Origin of the sequence: Streptomyces sp. NPDC006296 (assembly GCF_040613235.1) — a bacterium.
In the GTDB taxonomy this organism is placed as follows: domain Bacteria; phylum Actinomycetota; class Actinomycetes; order Streptomycetales; family Streptomycetaceae; genus Streptomyces.
In genome coordinates, this window is record NZ_JBEXRT010000032.1 from 38,534 (window position 1) to 56,585 (window position 18,052).

At 73.0% G+C, this 18,052-nt stretch carries 13 protein-coding genes; 3 read left to right on the forward strand and 10 right to left on the reverse strand.

Going from position 1 to position 18,052, the window contains the following annotated elements:
• Positions 1-139: 139 nt before the first annotated feature.
• From ABZ172_RS21810 to ABZ172_RS21820, 3 genes are all read right to left on the reverse strand, one after another.
• Entirely contained in the window at positions 140-1,000 is an 861-nt protein-coding gene (locus ABZ172_RS21810) for a fumarylacetoacetate hydrolase family protein (protein WP_356885444.1), read from the reverse strand.
• A gap of 139 nt (positions 1,001-1,139) precedes the next feature.
• Positions 1,140-1,910, reverse strand: a complete 771-nt coding sequence (locus tag ABZ172_RS21815; RefSeq protein WP_356885446.1) for a YidC/Oxa1 family membrane protein insertase — start codon at positions 1,908-1,910, stop codon at positions 1,140-1,142.
• 115 nt (positions 1,911-2,025) lie between these two features.
• On the reverse strand, positions 2,026-2,346 hold the full coding sequence (locus ABZ172_RS21820) for a DUF6412 domain-containing protein (protein WP_356885514.1): 321 nt from the start codon (positions 2,344-2,346) through the stop codon (positions 2,026-2,028).
• A 231-nt stretch (positions 2,347-2,577) separates the two neighbouring features.
• Between ABZ172_RS21820 and ABZ172_RS21825 the strand changes: the two genes are divergently transcribed.
• Entirely contained in the window at positions 2,578-3,585 is a 1,008-nt protein-coding gene (locus ABZ172_RS21825; RefSeq protein ID WP_356885448.1) for an SEC-C domain-containing protein, read from the forward strand.
• Positions 3,586-3,625: 40 nt separating this feature from the next.
• Here the strand turns inward: ABZ172_RS21825 and ABZ172_RS21830 are convergent, their stop codons facing one another.
• From ABZ172_RS21830 to ABZ172_RS21840, 3 genes are read right to left on the reverse strand one after another with little or no spacing between them, the layout of a single operon-like run.
• Positions 3,626-5,059, reverse strand: a complete 1,434-nt coding sequence (locus ABZ172_RS21830) for an extracellular solute-binding protein (RefSeq protein WP_356885450.1) — start codon at positions 5,057-5,059, stop codon at positions 3,626-3,628.
• A complete protein-coding gene (locus tag ABZ172_RS21835) occupies positions 5,056-7,815 on the reverse strand; it encodes a caspase family protein (protein ID WP_356885452.1) in 2,760 nt (919 codons plus the stop codon). The genes ABZ172_RS21830 and ABZ172_RS21835 overlap by 4 nt, the downstream gene beginning before the upstream one ends.
• Before the next feature lie 5 nt (positions 7,816-7,820).
• A complete protein-coding gene (locus ABZ172_RS21840; RefSeq protein WP_356885454.1) occupies positions 7,821-8,399 on the reverse strand; it encodes a hypothetical protein in 579 nt (192 codons plus the stop codon).
• Between the two features lie 227 nt (positions 8,400-8,626).
• Between ABZ172_RS21840 and ABZ172_RS21845 the strand changes: the two genes are divergently transcribed.
• On the forward strand, positions 8,627-8,842 hold the full coding sequence (locus ABZ172_RS21845) for a DUF4287 domain-containing protein (RefSeq protein ID WP_356885456.1): 216 nt from the start codon (positions 8,627-8,629) through the stop codon (positions 8,840-8,842).
• A gap of 81 nt (positions 8,843-8,923) precedes the next feature.
• On the opposite strand, the gene ABZ172_RS21850 is transcribed toward ABZ172_RS21845, so the two are convergent.
• The gene (locus ABZ172_RS21850; protein WP_356885458.1) at positions 8,924-11,236 is read right to left on the reverse strand and encodes a SpoIIE family protein phosphatase; all 2,313 of its coding nucleotides are present in this window, start codon (positions 11,234-11,236) and stop codon (positions 8,924-8,926) included.
• 254 nt (positions 11,237-11,490) lie between these two features.
• Between ABZ172_RS21850 and ABZ172_RS21855 the strand changes: the two genes are divergently transcribed.
• The gene (locus ABZ172_RS21855; protein WP_356885460.1) at positions 11,491-14,625 is read left to right on the forward strand and encodes a DUF3427 domain-containing protein; all 3,135 of its coding nucleotides are present in this window, start codon (positions 11,491-11,493) and stop codon (positions 14,623-14,625) included.
• A gap of 133 nt (positions 14,626-14,758) precedes the next feature.
• On the opposite strand, the gene ABZ172_RS21860 is transcribed toward ABZ172_RS21855, so the two are convergent.
• The 3 genes from ABZ172_RS21860 to ABZ172_RS21870 form a co-directional block, all read right to left on the reverse strand.
• Positions 14,759-15,799, reverse strand: coding sequence for a glycosyl hydrolase (locus ABZ172_RS21860; RefSeq protein WP_356885462.1), 1,041 nt, complete (start codon positions 15,797-15,799; stop codon positions 14,759-14,761).
• A gap of 402 nt (positions 15,800-16,201) precedes the next feature.
• Complete coding sequence (locus tag ABZ172_RS21865; protein ID WP_356885464.1) at positions 16,202-16,807, reverse strand: response regulator transcription factor; 606 nt, start codon at positions 16,805-16,807, stop codon at positions 16,202-16,204.
• Positions 16,804-18,021, reverse strand: coding sequence for a histidine kinase (locus ABZ172_RS21870; RefSeq protein ID WP_356885466.1), 1,218 nt, complete (start codon positions 18,019-18,021; stop codon positions 16,804-16,806). Before ABZ172_RS21870 ends, ABZ172_RS21865 begins: the two co-directional genes overlap by 4 nt.
• Positions 18,022-18,052: the final 31 nt, after the last annotated feature.

An 18,052-nucleotide genomic window follows, 5' to 3' on the forward strand; every position in this document is an offset into this window, starting at 1 on the left:
CGGGCGGACCGGGCGGACCGGGCGACCCCGCCGGGCCCGCTCCGGAGCGCCCGGTCGACCAGGTCCGCCCCGTCCGCGCCGTCCGCCTCGTCCGCCCGGGAGAGGCGGTCTCCCGGGCGGACGAGGCGGTCTCCCGGCCCTACGCGTCCTTGAGCTCCTGGCGCTGGCGGCCCAGCCCCTCGACCTCCAGCTCGACGACGTCGCCCGCGCGGAGGTAGGGCTTCGGCTCGGGGTGGCCCATCGCCACTCCGGCCGGGGTGCCGGTGTTGACGACGTCGCCCGGGTGGAGCGTCATGAAGTGGCTGAGGTAGCGGACGATCTCGCCGACCGGGAAGATCTGCCGGGCGGTCGTGCCGTCCTGCTTCAGCTCCCCGTTGACCCACAGCCTCAGCCGCAGGGCCTGCGGGTCGGGCACCTCGTCGGCGGTGACGAGCCAGGGGCCCAGCGGGTTGAAGGTCTCGCAGTTCTTGCCCTTGTCCCAGGTGCCGCCGCGCTCGATCTGGAACTCCCGCTCGGAGACGTCGTGCGAGACCGCGTATCCGGCGACGTGCCCGAGCGCCTCCTCGGCGGAGTCCAGGTAGCGGGCGGTGCGGCCGATCACCACGGCGAGCTCGACCTCCCAGTCGGTCTTGCGGCTGCGGCGCGGCACGAGCACGGTGTCCTCCGGGCCGACGACGGTGTCGGGGGCCTTGAAGAACAGGATCGGCTCGTCCGGGACGGCCGCCCCGGTCTCGGCCGCGTGGTCGTGGTAGTTCAGCCCGATGCACACGATCTTGCCGATCCGCCCGAGCGGCGGCCCGATGCGCAGGCCGTTCGCGTCGAGCGGAGGCAGGACCTCGGGCGTCCGGGCCGCCGAGCGCACCCGGTCCAGCGTCGAGGCGTCGGCGAGGAGTTCACCGTCGATGTCGGTGACGAGGCCCGAAAGGTCACGCAAGGTCCCGTTACGGTCGAGCAGTGCGGGGCGCTCCGAGCCCGCCGTGCCCACGCGAAGAAGCTTCAACGGTCCATCTCCTCCTGATCGAGGTCGAGCCCGTCGGTGGGTTGCGGCCAGCGAGAGGCTCGTTCGATCCTCCAAGACACCGGATCACTCCGCAAGACCCTGTTCACACCCTGGGACCCGCCGCGCCGTGGCGCCGTGCTCAGACGGCGGGGGCGACGGCGGCCTCGGCGGCCGGGGCCTCGCGGTAGAGCCAGGCCCGCTCGACGGCGGTCCAGGTGGTGCTCGTGACGACGTACAGGGCCGCCGCGAGCGGCACGAAGGCCACGGAGAAGAGGGTCAGGAAGGACATCAGCGGCATGACCTTAGTCATCGCGCCCATGCCGGGGACGGGCTGTCCGTCCGGGCCGGTGGCCGGGACCACCGGGTTCGCGGCCATCTGCCGCTTGGTGCGGCGGTAGGTGAAGCCGGCGACGACGGCGACGATCGCGAAGAGCGCGAGGTAGACCAGCCCCTGCGCGCCGAACGGCCCGCCGTCGGCGAGCGCGTCGTGCCAGCGCTCACCGAGCGGGGCTCCGAGGAGCTCGTGGCCGAGCAGCGCGTTCGGGTCGCCGCCGATCCGCCGGCTGGAGAAGAGGTGGTAGAGCAGGAAGAAGGCGGGCATCTGGAGCAGGCTCGGCAGGCAGCCGGAGAAGGGCGAGACCTTCTCCTTCGCGTGGAGCTCCATGAGCGCCTTCTGCATCCGGTCGGGGTTCTTCGCGTGCTTCGTACGCAGTGCGGTGATCTGCGGCTGCAGCCTGGTGCGGGCCTTCTGCCCGCGGGCCGCCGCCCGCGCGAGGGGGTGGACGGCGAGCCGCACCAGGGCGGTGAACAGGATGATCGCGGCGGCGGTGGACGCGTTCTGGAACAGGGGCTGGAGCAGGTCGGCGAAGGCGCCGACCAGGCTCGCGAAAGCGGACATGAAGGCGGACATGGGTGAGCCCTCCGGGGGTCTCGTCGTGCCGGGGAGTGAGGCGGACCGGGAGATACCGGTCGGCTCGGGGAATCGGCAGGACGACCCGCGCAGGGGGCGTGGCAGGTGCTGCCCGCTACGCGGCCGTCAGGAGGGCGGCCCCGGGCGCTCGGGGCCTGGTGCGTCCGCGGGCGTCGGGGTCGCGTTGCGGGAGGAACGCGGTGCGCTTCTCCCGGTCCCGGATGGCCGTGCGCACCCTCGTACGGGGCACGGGGGCCGCGCAGCGGGCGCTGAGGACGGAGCAGACGAGGAGCGCCGAGCCGGCGGCCGCGGTGGCGGCGAGCGCGACGGCGGCGGAGAGGCTGCCGCCTTCGGCGAGGAGGACCTCGGTGAGGAACAGGACGAGGAAGGCCGCGGGACGGAAGAGGCGGACGAGCGCCCGGCGGACGCGGTTCATGTCGTCGTTCACCGGCCCTCCCCCCTTCGTCTGCGGTCGTGTCCGGTCGTGAGGGCGCGATCGCGCCCTCCAGCCGTTATACACGATCGGCGTCCGGTGTCCGCCGGGGCCGCCGCGGTCTCCGGGGCCGCCCCCGGCGACCCGGGTGTTCAACGCGTCGCCGCCCGCCCTTCACCGGCCCTCCGGCACGCGCCCTCTCCCCGCACCCCCGTCCCGCAGTACCGTGTGGCCATGCGCCCCGACACGCCTGCCGACCACATCACCGAAGCCGAGCGCCTGCTCCGCACCGCGGCGCAGTATCCCGAGGACCACGAACCGCTGTTCCTCCAGGCCGCGGCCCATCTGGAGCTCGCCGGAGAGCGCGCCCGCGCGAGCAGCCTCTACGACGAACTGCTGGGCTCCACCGGCCCCGCCATCGAGAACCCGCACCGGATCAAGGCCCTCAAGGCGTCCAACCTGTGGGAGTACGGCCACGAGGCGGAGGCCCGCGCGATCATCGACGGCATCCGCGCCGCCGGTCCGCTCGACCCGGCGCCGTGGGAGATCGCCGCGGAGACGCTGGAGGCGCACGACGAGCTGGAGGCGGCCCACGACTTCTTCTCGACCGCCCTGACGCTCCTCCTCGCACCGGGCGAGGACGTCCCCTACGCCACCGAGTCGCTGCTGATCGGGCGGCACCGGGTGCGCAGGCTGATGGGCGTCGCGCACGACGCCTGGGACGAGCTGGCCGACACGCTCCACACGGCCGCCGTCCCCCTCGACGAGCTGCACGACCCGAAGCGGCTGTGGGCGCTCGGCTCGTCCGACCCGGGCGAGCTGCAGGCCGAGATCAACCGGCTCCGCGCCGAACTGGGCACCTACCGCAGCGCGTTGTCCCGCCCGTTCCCCGTCGCCGTCCTGCACTGGCCGGAGGGCGAGCTGCGCGAGCTGCTCACCGGCTACCCGGAGCTGGCCCAGGAGTACGTCTCGCACGCGGACCATCTGGCCCGTCTGGAGGCTGCGTTGCGGGATCTGCATGCCGCGGGCACGCCCAATCTCGGCATCGTGACGGGCACGGTCCCCTCCTACGAGGCGTTCGCCGCCTCGGAGGCCGCGTCCCCCTCGGACCCCGACCTGCTCCCGCAGTACGCCACGACGCTGGCGGCCCGCGGACGCGCCGTCCCGTGGCCCCCGGCGCGCAGCGCGGCGTGCTGGTGCGGTTCGGAGCGTCCGTACCGCGAGTGCCACGGGGCCGGCTGAGCGGGTCCGCCCCGCACGGGTGGGAGGGGCCCGGCCCCTCTCACCGGCCCGCGAACACGTCGCGCAGCGCGCGGTCGAGCTGTGCGGCGGCCTCCGCGGTGTCGGGTCGCTCGGCGGCCAGCAGCGCGTGCACGTGGGACTGCAACTCCTGGGTGAACGCCCCGTAGTAGGGGGTGCGCGGACGCTGCACGGCCTGGGTCAGGGCCGCGCCGAGCAGCCGGACGTACGCGGCGCGGGCCTCGGTCCCCTGCCCCTTCGGGGTGCCCTCCCCGGTGTCCTCGGCCCGCGCCGGGTCACCGGTGGGCCGGAGCGCGGCGGCGACCCGGGGCCAGCAGGGCTTCGGGGTGCTGCCGTACACGGAGGCCCGGGTCGCGGCGAAGCCCGCGTCGAGCAGGCAGCGTTCGCTCTCCCGCGAGGTCAGGAAGGCGATGAGGGCCCGCGCGTTCTCGGCGCGCGGGGAGTCGGCGGTGACGGCGAGATTCTGGCCGCCGAGGACGGCCTTGCCGGGCAGCCGGTTCACGGCGTAGTCCGCGGGGTCCATCAGGCCCTCCAGGGCGCCGTAGGCGTAGGGCCAGTGGCGCAGGAAGACGGCGCGGCCCTCGGCGAAGTCGGTGAGGGAGGCCGTCTCGTCGGAGGTGAGCGCGGCGGGCTGCACGCGTCCCCGGCCGACGCGGTCGAGGAGGGAGTCCAGCCCCTTCTTCAGCTGTCCCGGGTCGGAGCTGTACCGGCCCTCGCTGTCGGTGAGCTGGACCCCGGCGTCGGCGAACGCCTCGACGGTGTTGACGGTCAGCCCCTCGTACTGCTTCAACTGCGTGGTCCAGCCCGCCCGTTCGTCGCGGCGGACCGGGTTCAGGCCGAGGGTCTTGACGGAGGAGTACAGCTGGTCCCACGTCCAGTCGGCGGTGGGCTGCTTGTCCGCCTCGATGTCGGCCGCGGTCAGGAGGTCGGGCCGGTAGTAGAGCAGTCCGACGTCGGTGTTGAACGGCAGGGCGTAGGTACGGCCCTTCCACACGGTGGTGGCGTGGACCTGCCGGATGAAGTCGGTGTCGCCGGCGGTGCCGCTCTCTTCGGCGGGCAGCGGACTGATCAGCCCCGCCTCGGCGAACTCGGGGATCCAGGTGATGTCGAGGTTCACCACGTCGTAGCGGGCGCTGCCGGACTGGAGTGCGCCGAGGAGCTGGCTGCGCTGCTGGTCGGCGGCGCCGGGCAGCTCGACGAGCTCGGCCTGCCGGTCCCTCGATCCGGCGTGCCGGCGGTTCCACTCCTCTATCAGCTGCTGCCGCACACTGCCGGAGCCGGTGACGTCGAGCCCGCTGGCGACGACGACGGGTCCCGTCGGCGCGTCCGTCCCGTCGGGCTCCACCGTGTCGCCGGATCCGCCGGTGCAGGCGGCGGAGGCGAGGGCGAGCAGGCAGCCGAGCGCCACCGCCGCTCTGCCCCGCCGGTGACCGGTGCGACGGCCGTCCCGTGTCATTCCGCGTCCCCCGTACCCGCCTTGGCGACCTCCGCCGCCAGTCCGGCCGCCAGGTCGTCGCCGGGATCCAGGCAGCGTCCGCCGCTCGCCGCGGCGAGCCGGTCGCCGAAGCGGCCGGACGCGCAGGCGCCGTCCTGGAAGGAGACCGTCACGATCCTGACGAGCGGGGTCCGCCCCGCCTGCCCGACCAGCTTCTCCTGTTCGTCCTCGCCGACCTCCTCGAAGTCCTCGCCGTCGGTGACCAGGACGAGGAGCCGCGGCTGTTCCACCGCCGCGGAGTCACCGCGCAGGGCCGTGAGCGCCGCGCCGAGCCCCGCCCCGACACGTGCGTCGTAGGCGGCCGTGGCCGCGCCGGTGACGGCCTTCCGGACACCGGACCCGGTGTGGGTGCCGAGCTCGACGAGCTCGGCCATCGGTTTCCCCGCGGCGACCGCGGCCGTCCACACCCCGTACGCGTCCCGGGCGCCCAGCGAGCCCATCGAGCGGGCCACGAGCTCCTTGGCGCCGCCGGTGCCGTCCCAGAGCCGCCGGTCCGCCACCGAGGTCGAGTTGTCGAGGAGGTAGAGCACCCGGCCGGGGCCGAGCGCCCCCCGGTAGCGGCTCAGGGTCGTGTTCAGCGACGCCGACGCGTCGGTGTCCGGGCCGGTCGTGGGGATCCGCGCGCGCACGGCCGTCGTGTTGTCCTCGGCCCGCAGCACCGAGCCGTCCCCGGGCTCCGCGGGTCCGCCGCCGTCGACACCGCGGAAGCCGTCGTCGGTGAAGCACCTCTGCGCGTCCGGGTCCGTGGTCAGCCATGCGTGGAAGTCCTCGACGGCGGCCTCCCGGGCGTCGGCGTCCCGGTCGGCCCCGGCCCAGGTGACGCGGACGAAGGGCACGTCCAGCATCGGCACGTCGGAGGGGTAGTGGGCCACCCGGTGCGCCAGGGACTCCGTCGCGCAGGCGGGCCGGCCGGCCTCACCCGCCGAGAGGTTGAACTGCGCCAGGGTCTGCTCCGGCACGAGGACCGCCGCCCGGTCGTCCAGGTCGTGGTGCGTGCCGTCGGACAGGGCGCACATCAGCTCCCGCGCGGTGGAGGGCATGGGCCGCAGCGCGCCCGCCATGCCTTGCTCGACCGAGGAGGCGTGCCCCTCGGCGGAGGTGGCGTAGAGCGCGTCGGTCGCCAGCAGCGCGGCCTCGGTGCCCTCGGGGTCGGGGCGCAGGATCTCGACCCGCTGGGCGTCCTCCAGCCCCGTGATGATGGCGCCGAGCGGATCGTCGGTCTGCAGGCTCTGCGGCAGGGACATGGTGTCGGGCACCCCGAGGACCATCGGCGTGTAGGCGACGGACCCGAGCCGGTCGAGCTTCACGACGCTCCTTCCCGGCTGCGCGGACGGCTCCCCCGCCCCGGCACCGCCGTTCGCCTCCGGGGCCGTGGCCCGCCGCCACGCGCTGCCCGCGGCCGGTATCCAGACGTCGGGCTGCGCGCCGACGTCCCGCTGCGGCCTCGGGCACGCGCCGGAGGCCGGGCAGGTCGCGGGCGGTTCCTGCCAGAGCGAGGAGGACCGGAACGCCGAGACCGCGTCGGTGGCCTTGGCGTCGTACACGTTGATGCCGACGGTCCGGCAGCCGCGGGCGTCCCTGCGGGGGTAGGCGTCGGCGGCCTTCTGCACCGTGGGCCGCAGATCGGGGTCGGTGAGCACCCGCAGTTCGAGGGGCGAGGCGCACGCGCCCCCGGCGGACGCGCCCAGGAGGTACCAGGCCCCTCCCGCGGCCAGCGCGACGGCCCCCGTCAGCACGAGGGCGGTCGTCCGCGTCGTGCGGCGGGCGAGGAGGACCGTGCGGGCGAGCGCGGCGGTCCGTCCCGCACGGCGGGCGAGGGCCGGGAGCAGGCGGTGCGGGAGGGCCGGCGCGGGATGCCGCGGCGGACGCCCGGTGGGCCCGCCGGCCGCGTCGTCCTGCCGGACCTGCGCGGAGGGCCCGGGCCCCGTGGCGAGCGCGGGTGCGGAGGGCTCCGGCGCTGCGGCGAGCGCGAGCACCACGTCGTCGCCGTGCCGCCGTTCGTCCGGCACCCACCGGTGCTCGTCGACGGCCTTGTACGACTCCATGGCACGGCGCACACCGGTGACGATCCGGGTGAAGGTGACCGGCTCCGCCCTCTCCGTGGTCAGCAGCCGGTGCAGGGCGGCCGTGAACTCCGTGCCGGTGTCGGGGTCGCCGGGCGGGATCTCCACCCCCGGTTCGGCCGCGGTGAGCAGGGCGAAGTTCTGCCCGGCGGCGGGGCTGAACGCCGCCAGGGCGTTGCCGGCGAAGCAGCAGTCGAGGATGACGACGACCCAGTCGGCCCGGGCGTAGCGCAGCTCGGGCATGATGTCGTCGCGCCAGGACAGCGTGTCCACGAAGGGGTGGCGCCGGTCCCTGGTCACCCGGGAGCCGGTGAACATCAGGTTGAGGTCCATGCCGTCGGTGCGCACGATGCCGTGCCCGGCGAAGTAGACCACCAGCAGCCCGGTGACCTCCTCGCGGGCCGCGGTCAGGGCGGCGCGCACCCGGAGCGGGTCGACGGCCGGGTCCGGTCCGCCGGCCGCGGAGACCTCCACGAGGTCGCCCGGGTCGAGCATGCCGGTGTGTTCGGCGGTGAGTGCCTCGCGCATGAGGCGGAGGTCGGTGGCGACGGCCGGCAGGTCGTTCCGGGCGCCGTCGTAGTGCTGCACCCCGATGAGCACGGCCCGGTGCCGCTTGGCTCTGTTCCCCTCGCCGCGCGCGTCGTACGGCGGCACGGCCCCTAGCCCTGTCCGGGCTCGTCGCCGCCGCGTGGTCGGGCGGTCCCGCCGCCGGCGGGACCCGCGTCAGGACCGCCGTCGGGAGTCCCGTCAGGACTCCCGTCACGGCCGGTGCCGGTGCCACGGTCACTGCTGTTGCCGCTGTTGCCGCTGCCGCGGTCAGCGCTGTCGCTGCCGTCGCCGGTGTCGCGGTTCAGGCCTGCTCCCGGTCCTTCGGACGGCCCGTCGAGGGTGACGCGGGGCGACTCCTCCGGATCGGCGAACCGGCGCCGGTTGCGCAGCCAGGTCTCCACGGACCGCCATGCGTTCTCGGCCACCGAACGCGCGACCTCGACGGACACGACGAGGATGATGTCCTGGATCAGCTCCCCGCTCATCGCCTCGGTCTGCGTGAGCGAGTCCTTGCGCGCGAGTCCCGCCTCGCCCCGTTCGAGCGTGCCCTCCAGGACCGGCGCGTTCTTCAGCCAGGTGCTGAGGGCTTCGAGGTCGTCACGCCGGGTGTGCGTCCCGCTGACGGTGATCCGCAGCTCGATCCTCTCCTGGTCCGGTTCACACGCGCCCGTGTCCGCCCCGTACGTCATGCCTGCCCCCATCGGCCCCGCCGCCCTCGCCCCGCAAGGGACTGGTCACTGAACACAGAAGTATTTCACGGGCTTTGACACCAGGCACCCCTTTGTTCCGGGTCCGCTGAAGGTCCTTGCGCTCGTACCGATGAGTGTTGCCCCCGGCCGCGGTCATATCTCCTGACAGACTCTCGACCGCCTCGTGGCGCACGCCACGGCGCACCTCCACGACGGGACGCGACGACATGACCGAAGCAGTGAAGGGCCCTGCGAGCTACTTCCCTTCGATCGAGAAGAAGCACGGACGCCCGATCGCGGAGTGGAAGGACCTCATCCGCTCCTCGCCGCTGACCGGGCACATGGAGATCGTCTCCTGGCTGAAGGCCGAGCACGGCCTGGGTCACGGCCATGCCAACGCCCTGGTCGCCCACACCCTCGCCGAGGACAAGGCGGCCGGATAGGCACCGGCTCGGCTCCCCGGCCCGAGGCTCCACGAGCTCGGATACCCCGGCTCCGGCCTCCACGCGCTCGGGTCCCCCGGCTCAGTGCCTCCACCCGGGGATCGTCTGCTCCGACCAGACGGTCTTGCCCTCGGGGGCGTAACGGGTGCCCCACAGCGAGGCGAGCTGGGAGATGATGAAGAGCCCGCGCCCGCCCTCGTCGACCGCTCCCGCGTACTTCATGTACGGGGCGGTGGTGCTGCCGTCCCGGATCTCGCAGGTGAGTCCGCGGTCGAGGATGAGGCGCAGCTCCACCGGCGGACTGCCGTACCGCACCGCGTTGGTCACCAGCTCACTGACGATCAGCTCGGTCGCGTCGCCGGTGTCGCCCGCCAGGTCCCAGTCCGCCAGCGTCCGGGACGCGAGACGGCGCGCGGTCGCCGGGGCCGACCGGTCGTAGGGCAGCTCCCAGGCGGCGTACCGGTCCTCGGGCATGGCGTGCGTCCGGGCCAGCAGCAGGGCGGCGCCGTGCAGCTCGGGGGTGTCCGGCAGGGCCCGGGCGACGGCTTCGCACAGATCCCCCATCGGCCGGTCGGTGGGCAGGAGCGCCTGGCGCAGGGCCCCCGAGCTGGGCTGGGCCTGGCTGCGGAGCGCGTGGCTGTGGAGCACGACGAGGCTGCCCTCCCTCAGGGACAAGGAGACGGCCGCGACGGGCGCCCGTTCCCTGGCCCCCAGGGGCGGGCCCACGGGCAGCCCGACGACGTAGGCGGTGCCGTCCGGTTCGACGACCAGGGGTGCGGGATGGCCGGCCGACGCGACGGTGCACTTCTCGGTGAACGGGTCGTACACCGCGTACGCGCAGGTCGCGGCCAGTGGCTCCTGGTGCAGCGGATCGTTCCTGGGCAGCTGGGCCCGTTCCTCCGCGAGCCGGGCCGCCGTGTCGTAGAGGCGGGCGAGGAGTTCGTCGGGCTCCAGGTCCAGGGCGGCGAGCGCGTGGACGACGGTGCGCAGCTGCCCCATGGTGGTGGCCGCGTGGATCCCGCGCTCGGACACCTCCCCGATGACCAGGCCGGTGCGGGCCCCGGACAGGGCGATCGTGTCGAACCAGTGGCCGGCGTCCCTGCCCGGCAGCAGCAGGTGGTCGGTCTCGACGGCGGGCTGGGGGGCGGCACGCTGCGGCAGCAGCCGGCGTTGGAGGGCGCTGGCGATGGTGTACTCGTGCACGTAGCGGCGGGCGTTGTCGATGCCGAGGGCGACGCGGGAGGCCATGGCGGACACCACGGGGACGTCCGCGTCGGTGAACGGCTCGGAGTCACCGCACCGGTAGAGGCTGACCAGCCCGAGGACCGCCCCGTGCACCGTCAGCGGCGCGACCAGCAGGCTGTGCGCGTCCATGCTCCGGATGGAATCCGCCCGCGCGGCGTCGGCGTCGGCCCAGGGGGCGTCCCGCAGCGGATGGACACGCACCCGGAGGTCGGAGAGCGCCCGGTGGTACGGGGTCCCGGGGGCCACCGTCCGGATGTCCCCCACCGGGTGGGCGGCCTTCCTCAGGCCCTCGTACGCGGCGCGCCTGAGCGGCACGTCCAGGCCGAGCGGCCCCGGCTCGGGCGTCTCGCCGCGCAGCACCGCGTCGACGACCTCGACGACCGCCATGTCGGCGTAGTCGGGGACCAGGGCCTCGACGAGCTCACGGCAGGTGGCGTCGACGTCCAGCGTGCTGCCCACGCCGTCGCGGACCGCGTCGAGCGCGGTGTCCCTGCGCAGACGGGCGACCTGTTCGCTGATGTCGACCACGGACACGGCGACCCCCAGCACCGCGCCGTCGGCCCCGGGCCGTGTACCGCCGCCCTCCTGGAGCCTGGACGCCGTCAGTGCGAGGATGCGCCGCCTGCCCGACCCGTCGCCCCGGGCGGCGCGGAACGGCCGGTCGACCCCCGGCACACCGGTGCGCAGGACCTCCCGGACGAAGTCCTCGACCCGCTCCGGCTCCTCGAAGGCGCACACCTCACGGAAGGGCCGTCCGCGCAGCGCCCCGGCCGCGTCGGATCCGGGGGCCCGGGGCGGGCCGCTGATCCGCAGCAGCCGGAGGCCGGGGTCGAGCACGTGGACCCGTACCCGTGCCTGCGAGAACATCAGGTCCAGCAGGGCCGCCCCGATCGCGTCGTCGTCCCGCCCCGGCCCACCGCTCCCGCCGGCCGCCCGGACGGCCCACCCGGACCCCGCGAGGGGCTCCAGCCGCAGCCCGCCGGGCGCCGCGCCACCGTGGCCCGCCCGCCGGGTCTCACCGGCCAGGACCTCCGTCAGGGACAGGCCGAGCGCGTCGGCGGCGGCCGGGCCGAAGCGCCGTTCGGCCGCCCGGCTCCACCCGGTGACCACTCCGGCGCCGTCCACGACCATCAGGGGCGCATCAGCCATGAGCGCAGCTCCTCCGCCCCGCACGGGGCCAGGACCGGGCCTCGGTGCCCGCGACCCGGAACCGGGCCCACGCACACGTCGGCACGTACGCAACCAGCATCGGCCCCACGCCCCCGGCCCGCGACCGGAGGGGGAGGTGCGGTGGGGGCGGGTGCCGGAGGGAGGGCGGGGCGGTGGATTCGCACGCGTACTCGGTCAGCCCGTCGGCCCTTGATACAACTGCTCCTGTACGTGACGACGAGGGGGACTCGGCCATGCCCAGCGACGACTCAGAGCTCGCCCCCGTGGCCGGGCTCTACGAAACGCTCATCACGCACCGGCTCGGCGAGCGGATGAAGCAGGCGAACGCGGCAGGTCGGCATTCCGTCGACGACGAGGTCGGAGCGGAATCCTCACCCCACGTGCTCGCCCGCCACATCGGAGACACGGTACGGCGAGTCCTCCAGGGGCTGTCCCCCGCGGAGCGGGTAGGCGCGGCCAATCACATCCTGGAGTCCGTCAACACCCTTGAGGGCGCGGCTCAGTGGATCGATCTCGTCACGGACGGCCCACGCCGGCTGATGTCGATCGCCGAGCAGGAAGCTCCCGGTGTGTACGCCATCCGCCCGGCGACTCCGCTGTCCGACACGGCTCTCCTCACCAACTCGCCGGAGGATCCGAGTCTCGGCTTCGAGCTTCGGGCCGAGCTGGCCACGGCCGACCGCGTCGATCTCCTCTGCGCCTTCGTGAAGTGGCACGGGCTCCGCGTCCTCGAAGAGTCGCTCGCCTCCGCACACGCCCGCGGTGTCCCCATCAGGGTCTTGACCACCACGTACATCGGGGCCACGGAGCGACGCGCGCTGGACCGTCTCGTCCGTGACTTCGGTGCGGAGGTCAAGGTCAACTACGAACTCCGCTCCACCCGTCTGCATGCGAAGGCCTGGCTCTTCCGCCGCGCGAGCGGCTTCGACACCGCCTATGTGGGCAGCTCGAACCTGTCCAGGGCCGCGCTCCTCGACGGACTCGAATGGAACGTCCGTCTCTCGTCGGTCGCCACGCCGTCCGTTCTCCGCAAGTTCGAGGCCACATTCGACGCCTACTGGAACGAGCAGGCGTTCGAGCCCTACGACCCGGACGCCGACGCGCAGCGGCTCGACGAGGCGCTGTCCCAGGCGGGCGGTTCGCACCGGCAGGACCGCGGCCCGATCACCCTGTCGGGCCTGGAAGTCCGCCCCTATCCGCACCAACGCGACATGCTGGAGCGCCTTGAAGTCGAGCGAACCGTGCACGACCGTCACCGCAACCTGCTGGTGGCGGCGACGGGCACGGGGAAGACCGTCATGGCCGCGCTGGACTTCAAGAGGCTGCGCACGGCACTCGGGCGAGATCCCCGCCTCCTGTTCGTGGCCCATCGCAGGGAGATCCTGGAACAGTCCCTGCGCGTCTACCAGAACGTGCTGGTCGACGCGAACTTCGGCGAACTGTTCCACGCCGGCCGCATCCCCGACCACTGGACCCATGTCTTCGCCAGCGTCCAGTCCCTGAACGACCGCGCCCTGGAACGCATCGCCCCCGACCACTTCGACGTCATCGTGATCGATGAGTTCCATCACGGCACGTCACCCACGTATCGCAGGCTGCTCGACCATGTCAGGCCCAAGGAGCTGCTGGGCCTCACGGCGACCCCGGAGCGCGCGGACGGGCTGAACATCCAGGACGCCTTTTTCGACGGACGCATCGCCGCGGAGATGCGACTCTGGGAAGCCCTGGAGAACGAACTACTCAGCCCCTTCCACTACTTCGGCATCACCGACAACACCGACTTGAGCGCGGTCTCCTGGAAGCGCGGAGCGTACGACTCGACGGCCCTCAGCAACCTGTTCACCGGTAACGACGCGCGCGCCCGCCTCGTCGTACAGGCGGTGATCGACAAGCTGACGGATCCCGGCTCCATGCGCGCTCTGGGCTTCTGCGTCTCGGTGGCACACGCCCGCTTCATGGCCGACTTCTTTCAGCGTGCCGGGCTCAACGCCCGTGCTCTCTCCGGCGAAACCCCGGGCCCTGAAAGGAAGGCCGCCCTCGACGACCTACGAGCGGGCAGGCTCCAGGTCATCTTCTCGGTGGACCTGTTCAACGAGGGGCTCGACGTCCCCGATGTCGACACCCTGCTCCTGCTCCGCCCCACCTCCAGCGCCACCGTCTTCCTCCAGCAGTTGGGACGCGGGCTCCGCCGCACCGAGGGCAAGGCCGTGCTCACCGTCCTGGACTTCGTCGGCCAGCACCGCAAGGAGTTCCGCTTCGAGCATCAGTTCCGCGCCCTGACCAACCTCACCCGGAACCGTCTTCGGTCGAGCATCGAGCAGGGCTTCCCCCAGCTCCCCTCCGGCTGCCAGATCATCCTTGAGCCGAAGGCCAGGGACCTGATCATTGACAACATCCGTCAACAGATCAGCGTCAATGTGAAACAACTCGCCAGGGAGGTAGCCGAGTACGCCGAACCGCGCCTCGCCGGCTACCTCAGAGAGAGCGGCCGGGACCTTACGGAGCTCTACCGAGGTCAGGGGAACTCCTGGACCGGATTGCTGCGCCGAGCGAAGATCCTGAAGGGCGAAGCTCCTCCTGGTGAAGCAGCGCTCCTGAAGCGGATCTCTGCGTTTCTGCATGTGGACGACCCCCTGCGGGTGGCCGCTTACAGCAAGCTACTCACCGACGACGCCCCGGCCTACGATCAGCTCTCCGCGCACGACCAGGCGTATGCGCGGATGTTCTTCTTCTCGCTCTGGCCTTTGGGCGGCTTTTCGAGCTACGAGGAGGGTTTCGCTACCCTCCGGTCTCAGCCGGCCTTCCGTGACGAGCTTCACCAGGTACTCGTCCACGTCCTCGACCGGGCGGACCATCTTCCGCTCCCCCTGCTCGACACCCATGCCGGTCTTCCCCTGACCGTTCACGCCTCGTACAGCCGCGAGGAGATCCTGCCCGCCCTCGGCCAGTCCACCGTGGGCGGCTTCATGCCCGGGCATTTCCGCGAGGGGGTGAAGTGGTGCGAGGGCATCCAGACGGACGCCCTCCTCATCACGCTGGAGAAGGACGAGAAGGACTTCTCACCGGAGACCCGCTACAAGGACTATGCCCGCAACGACTTCCTGTTCCACTGGGAGTCGCAGAACCAGACGTCGGAAACCTCGCCGACGGGTGTCCGCTACCGCATGCACAAGGAGCGGGGATCCCATGTGCTGCTCTTCGTCCGCCGCTACAAGAAGACGGACACCGGTGGCCCCCAGCCGTGGATGCTGCTGGGCCCGGCCGAGTACGTCGAACACGAGGGAAGCAAGCCCATGGGGATCGTATGGCGGCTGCGCCACCAGATCCCTGCGGACGTACTGACCTACTCCGCCATCGCAGCCGGCTGAACCGCTCCCGAGCGGCGCGGCCGGGGACAACACCACCGCGTCGTCCTCCCCGGCCCCCGCAACGCGCCTCGCCGCGGCCGAGGTGCCGCGGCGGGCGGGAGGCGTCGCCGGGTCGTGGCGGTGGGGGCGGCTCTCAGGGGGTGAGGTAGGGGTCCGCGGCCATCCGCCGGTAGGCGTCGAGCGACTCGGGTGAGGAGTCGATCTGCCAGTGCCGCTCCTTGTCGACGTCGAACCACACGAGGGCCTTGATGAGGGGGAATTCGTCCTTGAGGCCCGGGACGATCTCGTCGATCCAGTCGGCCTTGCTTCCCCCGGCCTCGTCGGACGCCGTCTCGCCGATGATGATGGGCTTGCCCGTCTCGGCGAGCGTGCCGTAGATGTCGCGGAAACGGTCGGTGAAGCTCTGCCACTCGAAGTCGGGGTCGGACGTTCCCCAGTTGTATCCGTCGACGCCCGTCCAGTCCACGTACCGGTCGCCCGGGTAGTACGCCATGGTGTCGGGAGCGTCGGGGCTGTCGGTGACGTTCGGCGCCCAGACCCAGACGACGTTCGAGGCGCCGCGCTGTTCGAAGATGTCGTGGATGTGGCGGTAGGCGGCGATGTACAGCTCGGGGTCGTGCCCGCCCCAGCCCTCCTCCTCGTTCATCTCGGCGGCGAAGTCGAGGAAGAACGGTTCGCCCAGCTCCTTCGCTCCGTCGGCCTGCTTCTCGATCGTCGCGTCCAGCGATCCGTCGACGATGTCGTCGAAGTCGACGTCGAAGGGCTCCCAGTTCACCAGCGGGATACGGTCGTCGCCGAGGTCGTCCCGGGTGGTTCCGGAGGCGGACCAGTCGTCCTCCCACCCGTAGTAGGTGAGGTGGATCTTGGGCGTGGTGCCGATACGGGCGTCCGTCTCCTCCACGGTGCCGTTGCCGTAGTAGTGCCCCAGCCAGGCACCCTCCGGCGGCACGAGCGGGGCGGCCGGCTTCGCGTCGGCCACCTTCTCGGGGGCGGTGGAGCAGGACGTGGCGGCGAACGCCACCGCCGTGACCAGCGCCGTGCCCGCCAGGCCGGTACCGAGCCGGCGGAGGGCCGGCCTGAGCCCGGCGGTGCTCACGTCGCCGCCCGGGCTCGTCACGTCCTGGGCACGTCCCCGGCGCCACGGCCGGCCGGACGAGGAACCCCTGTCTGTCATGCGGTCGCCCCCATGCCGCGCGACCGGCTGCCGCTCGGTCCCGGGCGTTCACGAGTGGGCCCGTTCAGCCCGTGGTCGGATCGGTGAAGAGCGCGACCGGGGCGCGGTGGGGGACACGTCGAGGGTCCTGCCGACCGCGCGGAAAGAAGCCCTCTCCAGGTGAGGAAGCGTAACGGGTCGTACGCGCCCGGCCGCACCGCGGACGGACGGCCGGGCAGGCCTCGGCCCCGCCGCGCGGGCCCGGGGGGCGGGGGGGCTCAGGTCGTCCCCCGAGGAGCCAGCATCGCCGTCCTTCCCTCCGTTCGGGTCCGCAGGGAGTGGGTGCGCGTGCTCAGGGGACGGGGGTTCTCCCGGTGACGCCGGCGCCGGACCGGCCGCACCCCCGCGGCATCCGGAGGCCCGTCACAGCCACCCCCGCTCCCGCGCCGTACGCGCCGCCACGTGGCGGTTCTCCGCGCCGAGCTTCATCGCGGCGGAGGAGAGGTAGTTGCGTACGGTGCCGCTGGACAGGGAGGCGCGGGTGGCGATGTCGGCGACCGGGGCGCCGTCCTCGGCGTAGGAGAGGAGTTCCGCTTCGCGGGGGGTCAGGGGGGATTCGCCGGCGGCGATGGCGTCGGCGGCGAGTTCCTGGTCGACGTAGCGGCCACCGGTGTGCACCGTGCGGATGATCTGGGCCAGTTCGTGCGCGGACACCGTCTTGGGCACGAAGCCGCGCACCCCCACGCTCAGGGCGCGTTTCAGGGCTCCCGCCCGGGCGTGGCTGGTGACGATCATCGAGGCGCAGCCGGGCAGGGACGTACGCAGCCGGGTGGCGACCGCGATGCCGTCGAGGCCCGGCATCTGGAGGTCGAGCACGGCGACGTCGGGGTGGTGCGCGGCGGCCATGGCCAGGGCCTCGTCGCCGGTTCCGGCCTGTGCGACGACGGTGATGTCGTCCTCCAGGGTGAGGAGCGAGGCGAGCGCGCCGCGGATGAGGTGCTCGTCGTCGGCGAGCAGGACCGTGATCATTCGCCTTCCTCCCAGGGGATGCGTGCGGTGAGGCGGAAGATCCCGCCGGGTTGCAGTTCGGTGGTCAGCGTGCCACCCGGGCCGGTCAGGCGTTCCCGCAGCCCGGCCAGCCCGGTGCCGGCGCCGGGTGGGGGGTCGGGTGCGCCGTCGTTCTCGATCAGCAGCAGGGCCGTGGTGGGGCCCGCGGTGCGCAGCGCCATCATGCAGCGGGTCGCGCCCTGGGCGTGGCGCAGGACGTTGGTCGTCCCCTCGCGCACCACCCAGCCGAGGGCGGACTGGATGTCGGGAGGCAGGCGGTCCGCGGGACCGTACTCGATGCGGCAGTCGATGCCCGCGGCCTCCAGGACGGAGCGGGCCCCGACGAGTTCGGTGTGGAGGTCGGCGGTGCGGTAGCCACGCACCACCGACCGGATCTCGCGCTGCGACTCGCGGGCGATGCGCTGCACCTCCACCATGTGCTCCTCGGCCTCGGGCAGCCCGCGCCGGGCCAGTTGGGCCGCGAGTTCGCTCTTGAGGGCGACGACGGCGAGGTTGCGGCCCAGGACGTCGTGGAGGTCGCGGCCGAAGCGCAGGCGTTCCTCGGCGACAGCCAGGCGGGACTGGGTCTCGCGTGCGGCGGCCAGTTGCTCGATCAGGCGGACGCTCCAGCCGGACGCCCGGGAGGCGGCGGCCATGAACGGCACCATGAAGGCGCTGGCGCTGACGGCGAGGACCAGGGCCGGGCCGGGCAGTCCCGCCACTCCCGCTCCCACCAGGGAGGCGACGGCGACGACCGCCACCAGGGCCGCTCCCCGGCGGGGCGACAGGGCGAGGGCGGGCGGCCCGGCCCAGAACATCAACAGCCATACCAGGTAGGACGTCAGGTCGCCGTCGTCGATGCGTCCGACCGCCAGCAGTACGCATCCCACGGTGGCCATGCCCAGCGTCAGGGCCGTGTACACCGCGACGAGCAGGGTGGGCCGTGGGCCGGCGGTCAGGTAGTGGCGCAGGGCGGAGCGCCACAGCATGAACTGGACCACGGCGTGCACCGCGCCCAGTACGGCCACGGTCGCCAGGACGGGGGCGTCGCCGTGCGACTGGAACATCCAGATCGTCCAGAGACCCACCTCGGTGACGGCGAGAAAGCCGACGCTGCCCACCGCGTAGCGCCGGTAGCGTTCGGGGCCGTCCTGGCCGCCGAGCCGTTCGACCCAGTCCTCCATGCTCACGCTCATGAGCACCGGCTTCCCTGTTCGGCGCCCGCCG

Excerpts from the sequence above, each read along its gene's own strand:
- ABZ172_RS21815 (WP_356885446.1), bottom strand. The coding sequence starts at position 1,910 with ATGTCCGCCTTCATGTCCGCTTTCGCGAGCCTGGTCGGCGCCTTCGCC.
- ABZ172_RS21820 (WP_356885514.1), bottom strand. The coding sequence starts at position 2,346 with ATGAACCGCGTCCGCCGGGCGCTCGTCCGCCTCTTCCGTCCCGCGGCC.
- ABZ172_RS21825 (WP_356885448.1), top strand. The coding sequence starts at position 2,578 with ATGCGCCCCGACACGCCTGCCGACCACATCACCGAAGCCGAGCGCCTG.
- ABZ172_RS21830 (WP_356885450.1), bottom strand. The coding sequence starts at position 5,059 with ATGACACGGGACGGCCGTCGCACCGGTCACCGGCGGGGCAGAGCGGCG.
- ABZ172_RS21840 (WP_356885454.1), bottom strand. The coding sequence starts at position 8,399 with ATGACGTACGGGGCGGACACGGGCGCGTGTGAACCGGACCAGGAGAGG.
- ABZ172_RS21845 (WP_356885456.1), top strand. The coding sequence starts at position 8,627 with ATGACCGAAGCAGTGAAGGGCCCTGCGAGCTACTTCCCTTCGATCGAG.
- ABZ172_RS21850 (WP_356885458.1), bottom strand. The coding sequence starts at position 11,236 with ATGGCTGATGCGCCCCTGATGGTCGTGGACGGCGCCGGAGTGGTCACC.
- ABZ172_RS21855 (WP_356885460.1), top strand. The coding sequence starts at position 11,491 with ATGCCCAGCGACGACTCAGAGCTCGCCCCCGTGGCCGGGCTCTACGAA.
- ABZ172_RS21860 (WP_356885462.1), bottom strand. The coding sequence starts at position 15,799 with ATGACAGACAGGGGTTCCTCGTCCGGCCGGCCGTGGCGCCGGGGACGT.
- ABZ172_RS21865 (WP_356885464.1), bottom strand. The coding sequence starts at position 16,807 with ATGATCACGGTCCTGCTCGCCGACGACGAGCACCTCATCCGCGGCGCG.
- ABZ172_RS21870 (WP_356885466.1), bottom strand. The coding sequence starts at position 18,021 with ATGAGCGTGAGCATGGAGGACTGGGTCGAACGGCTCGGCGGCCAGGAC.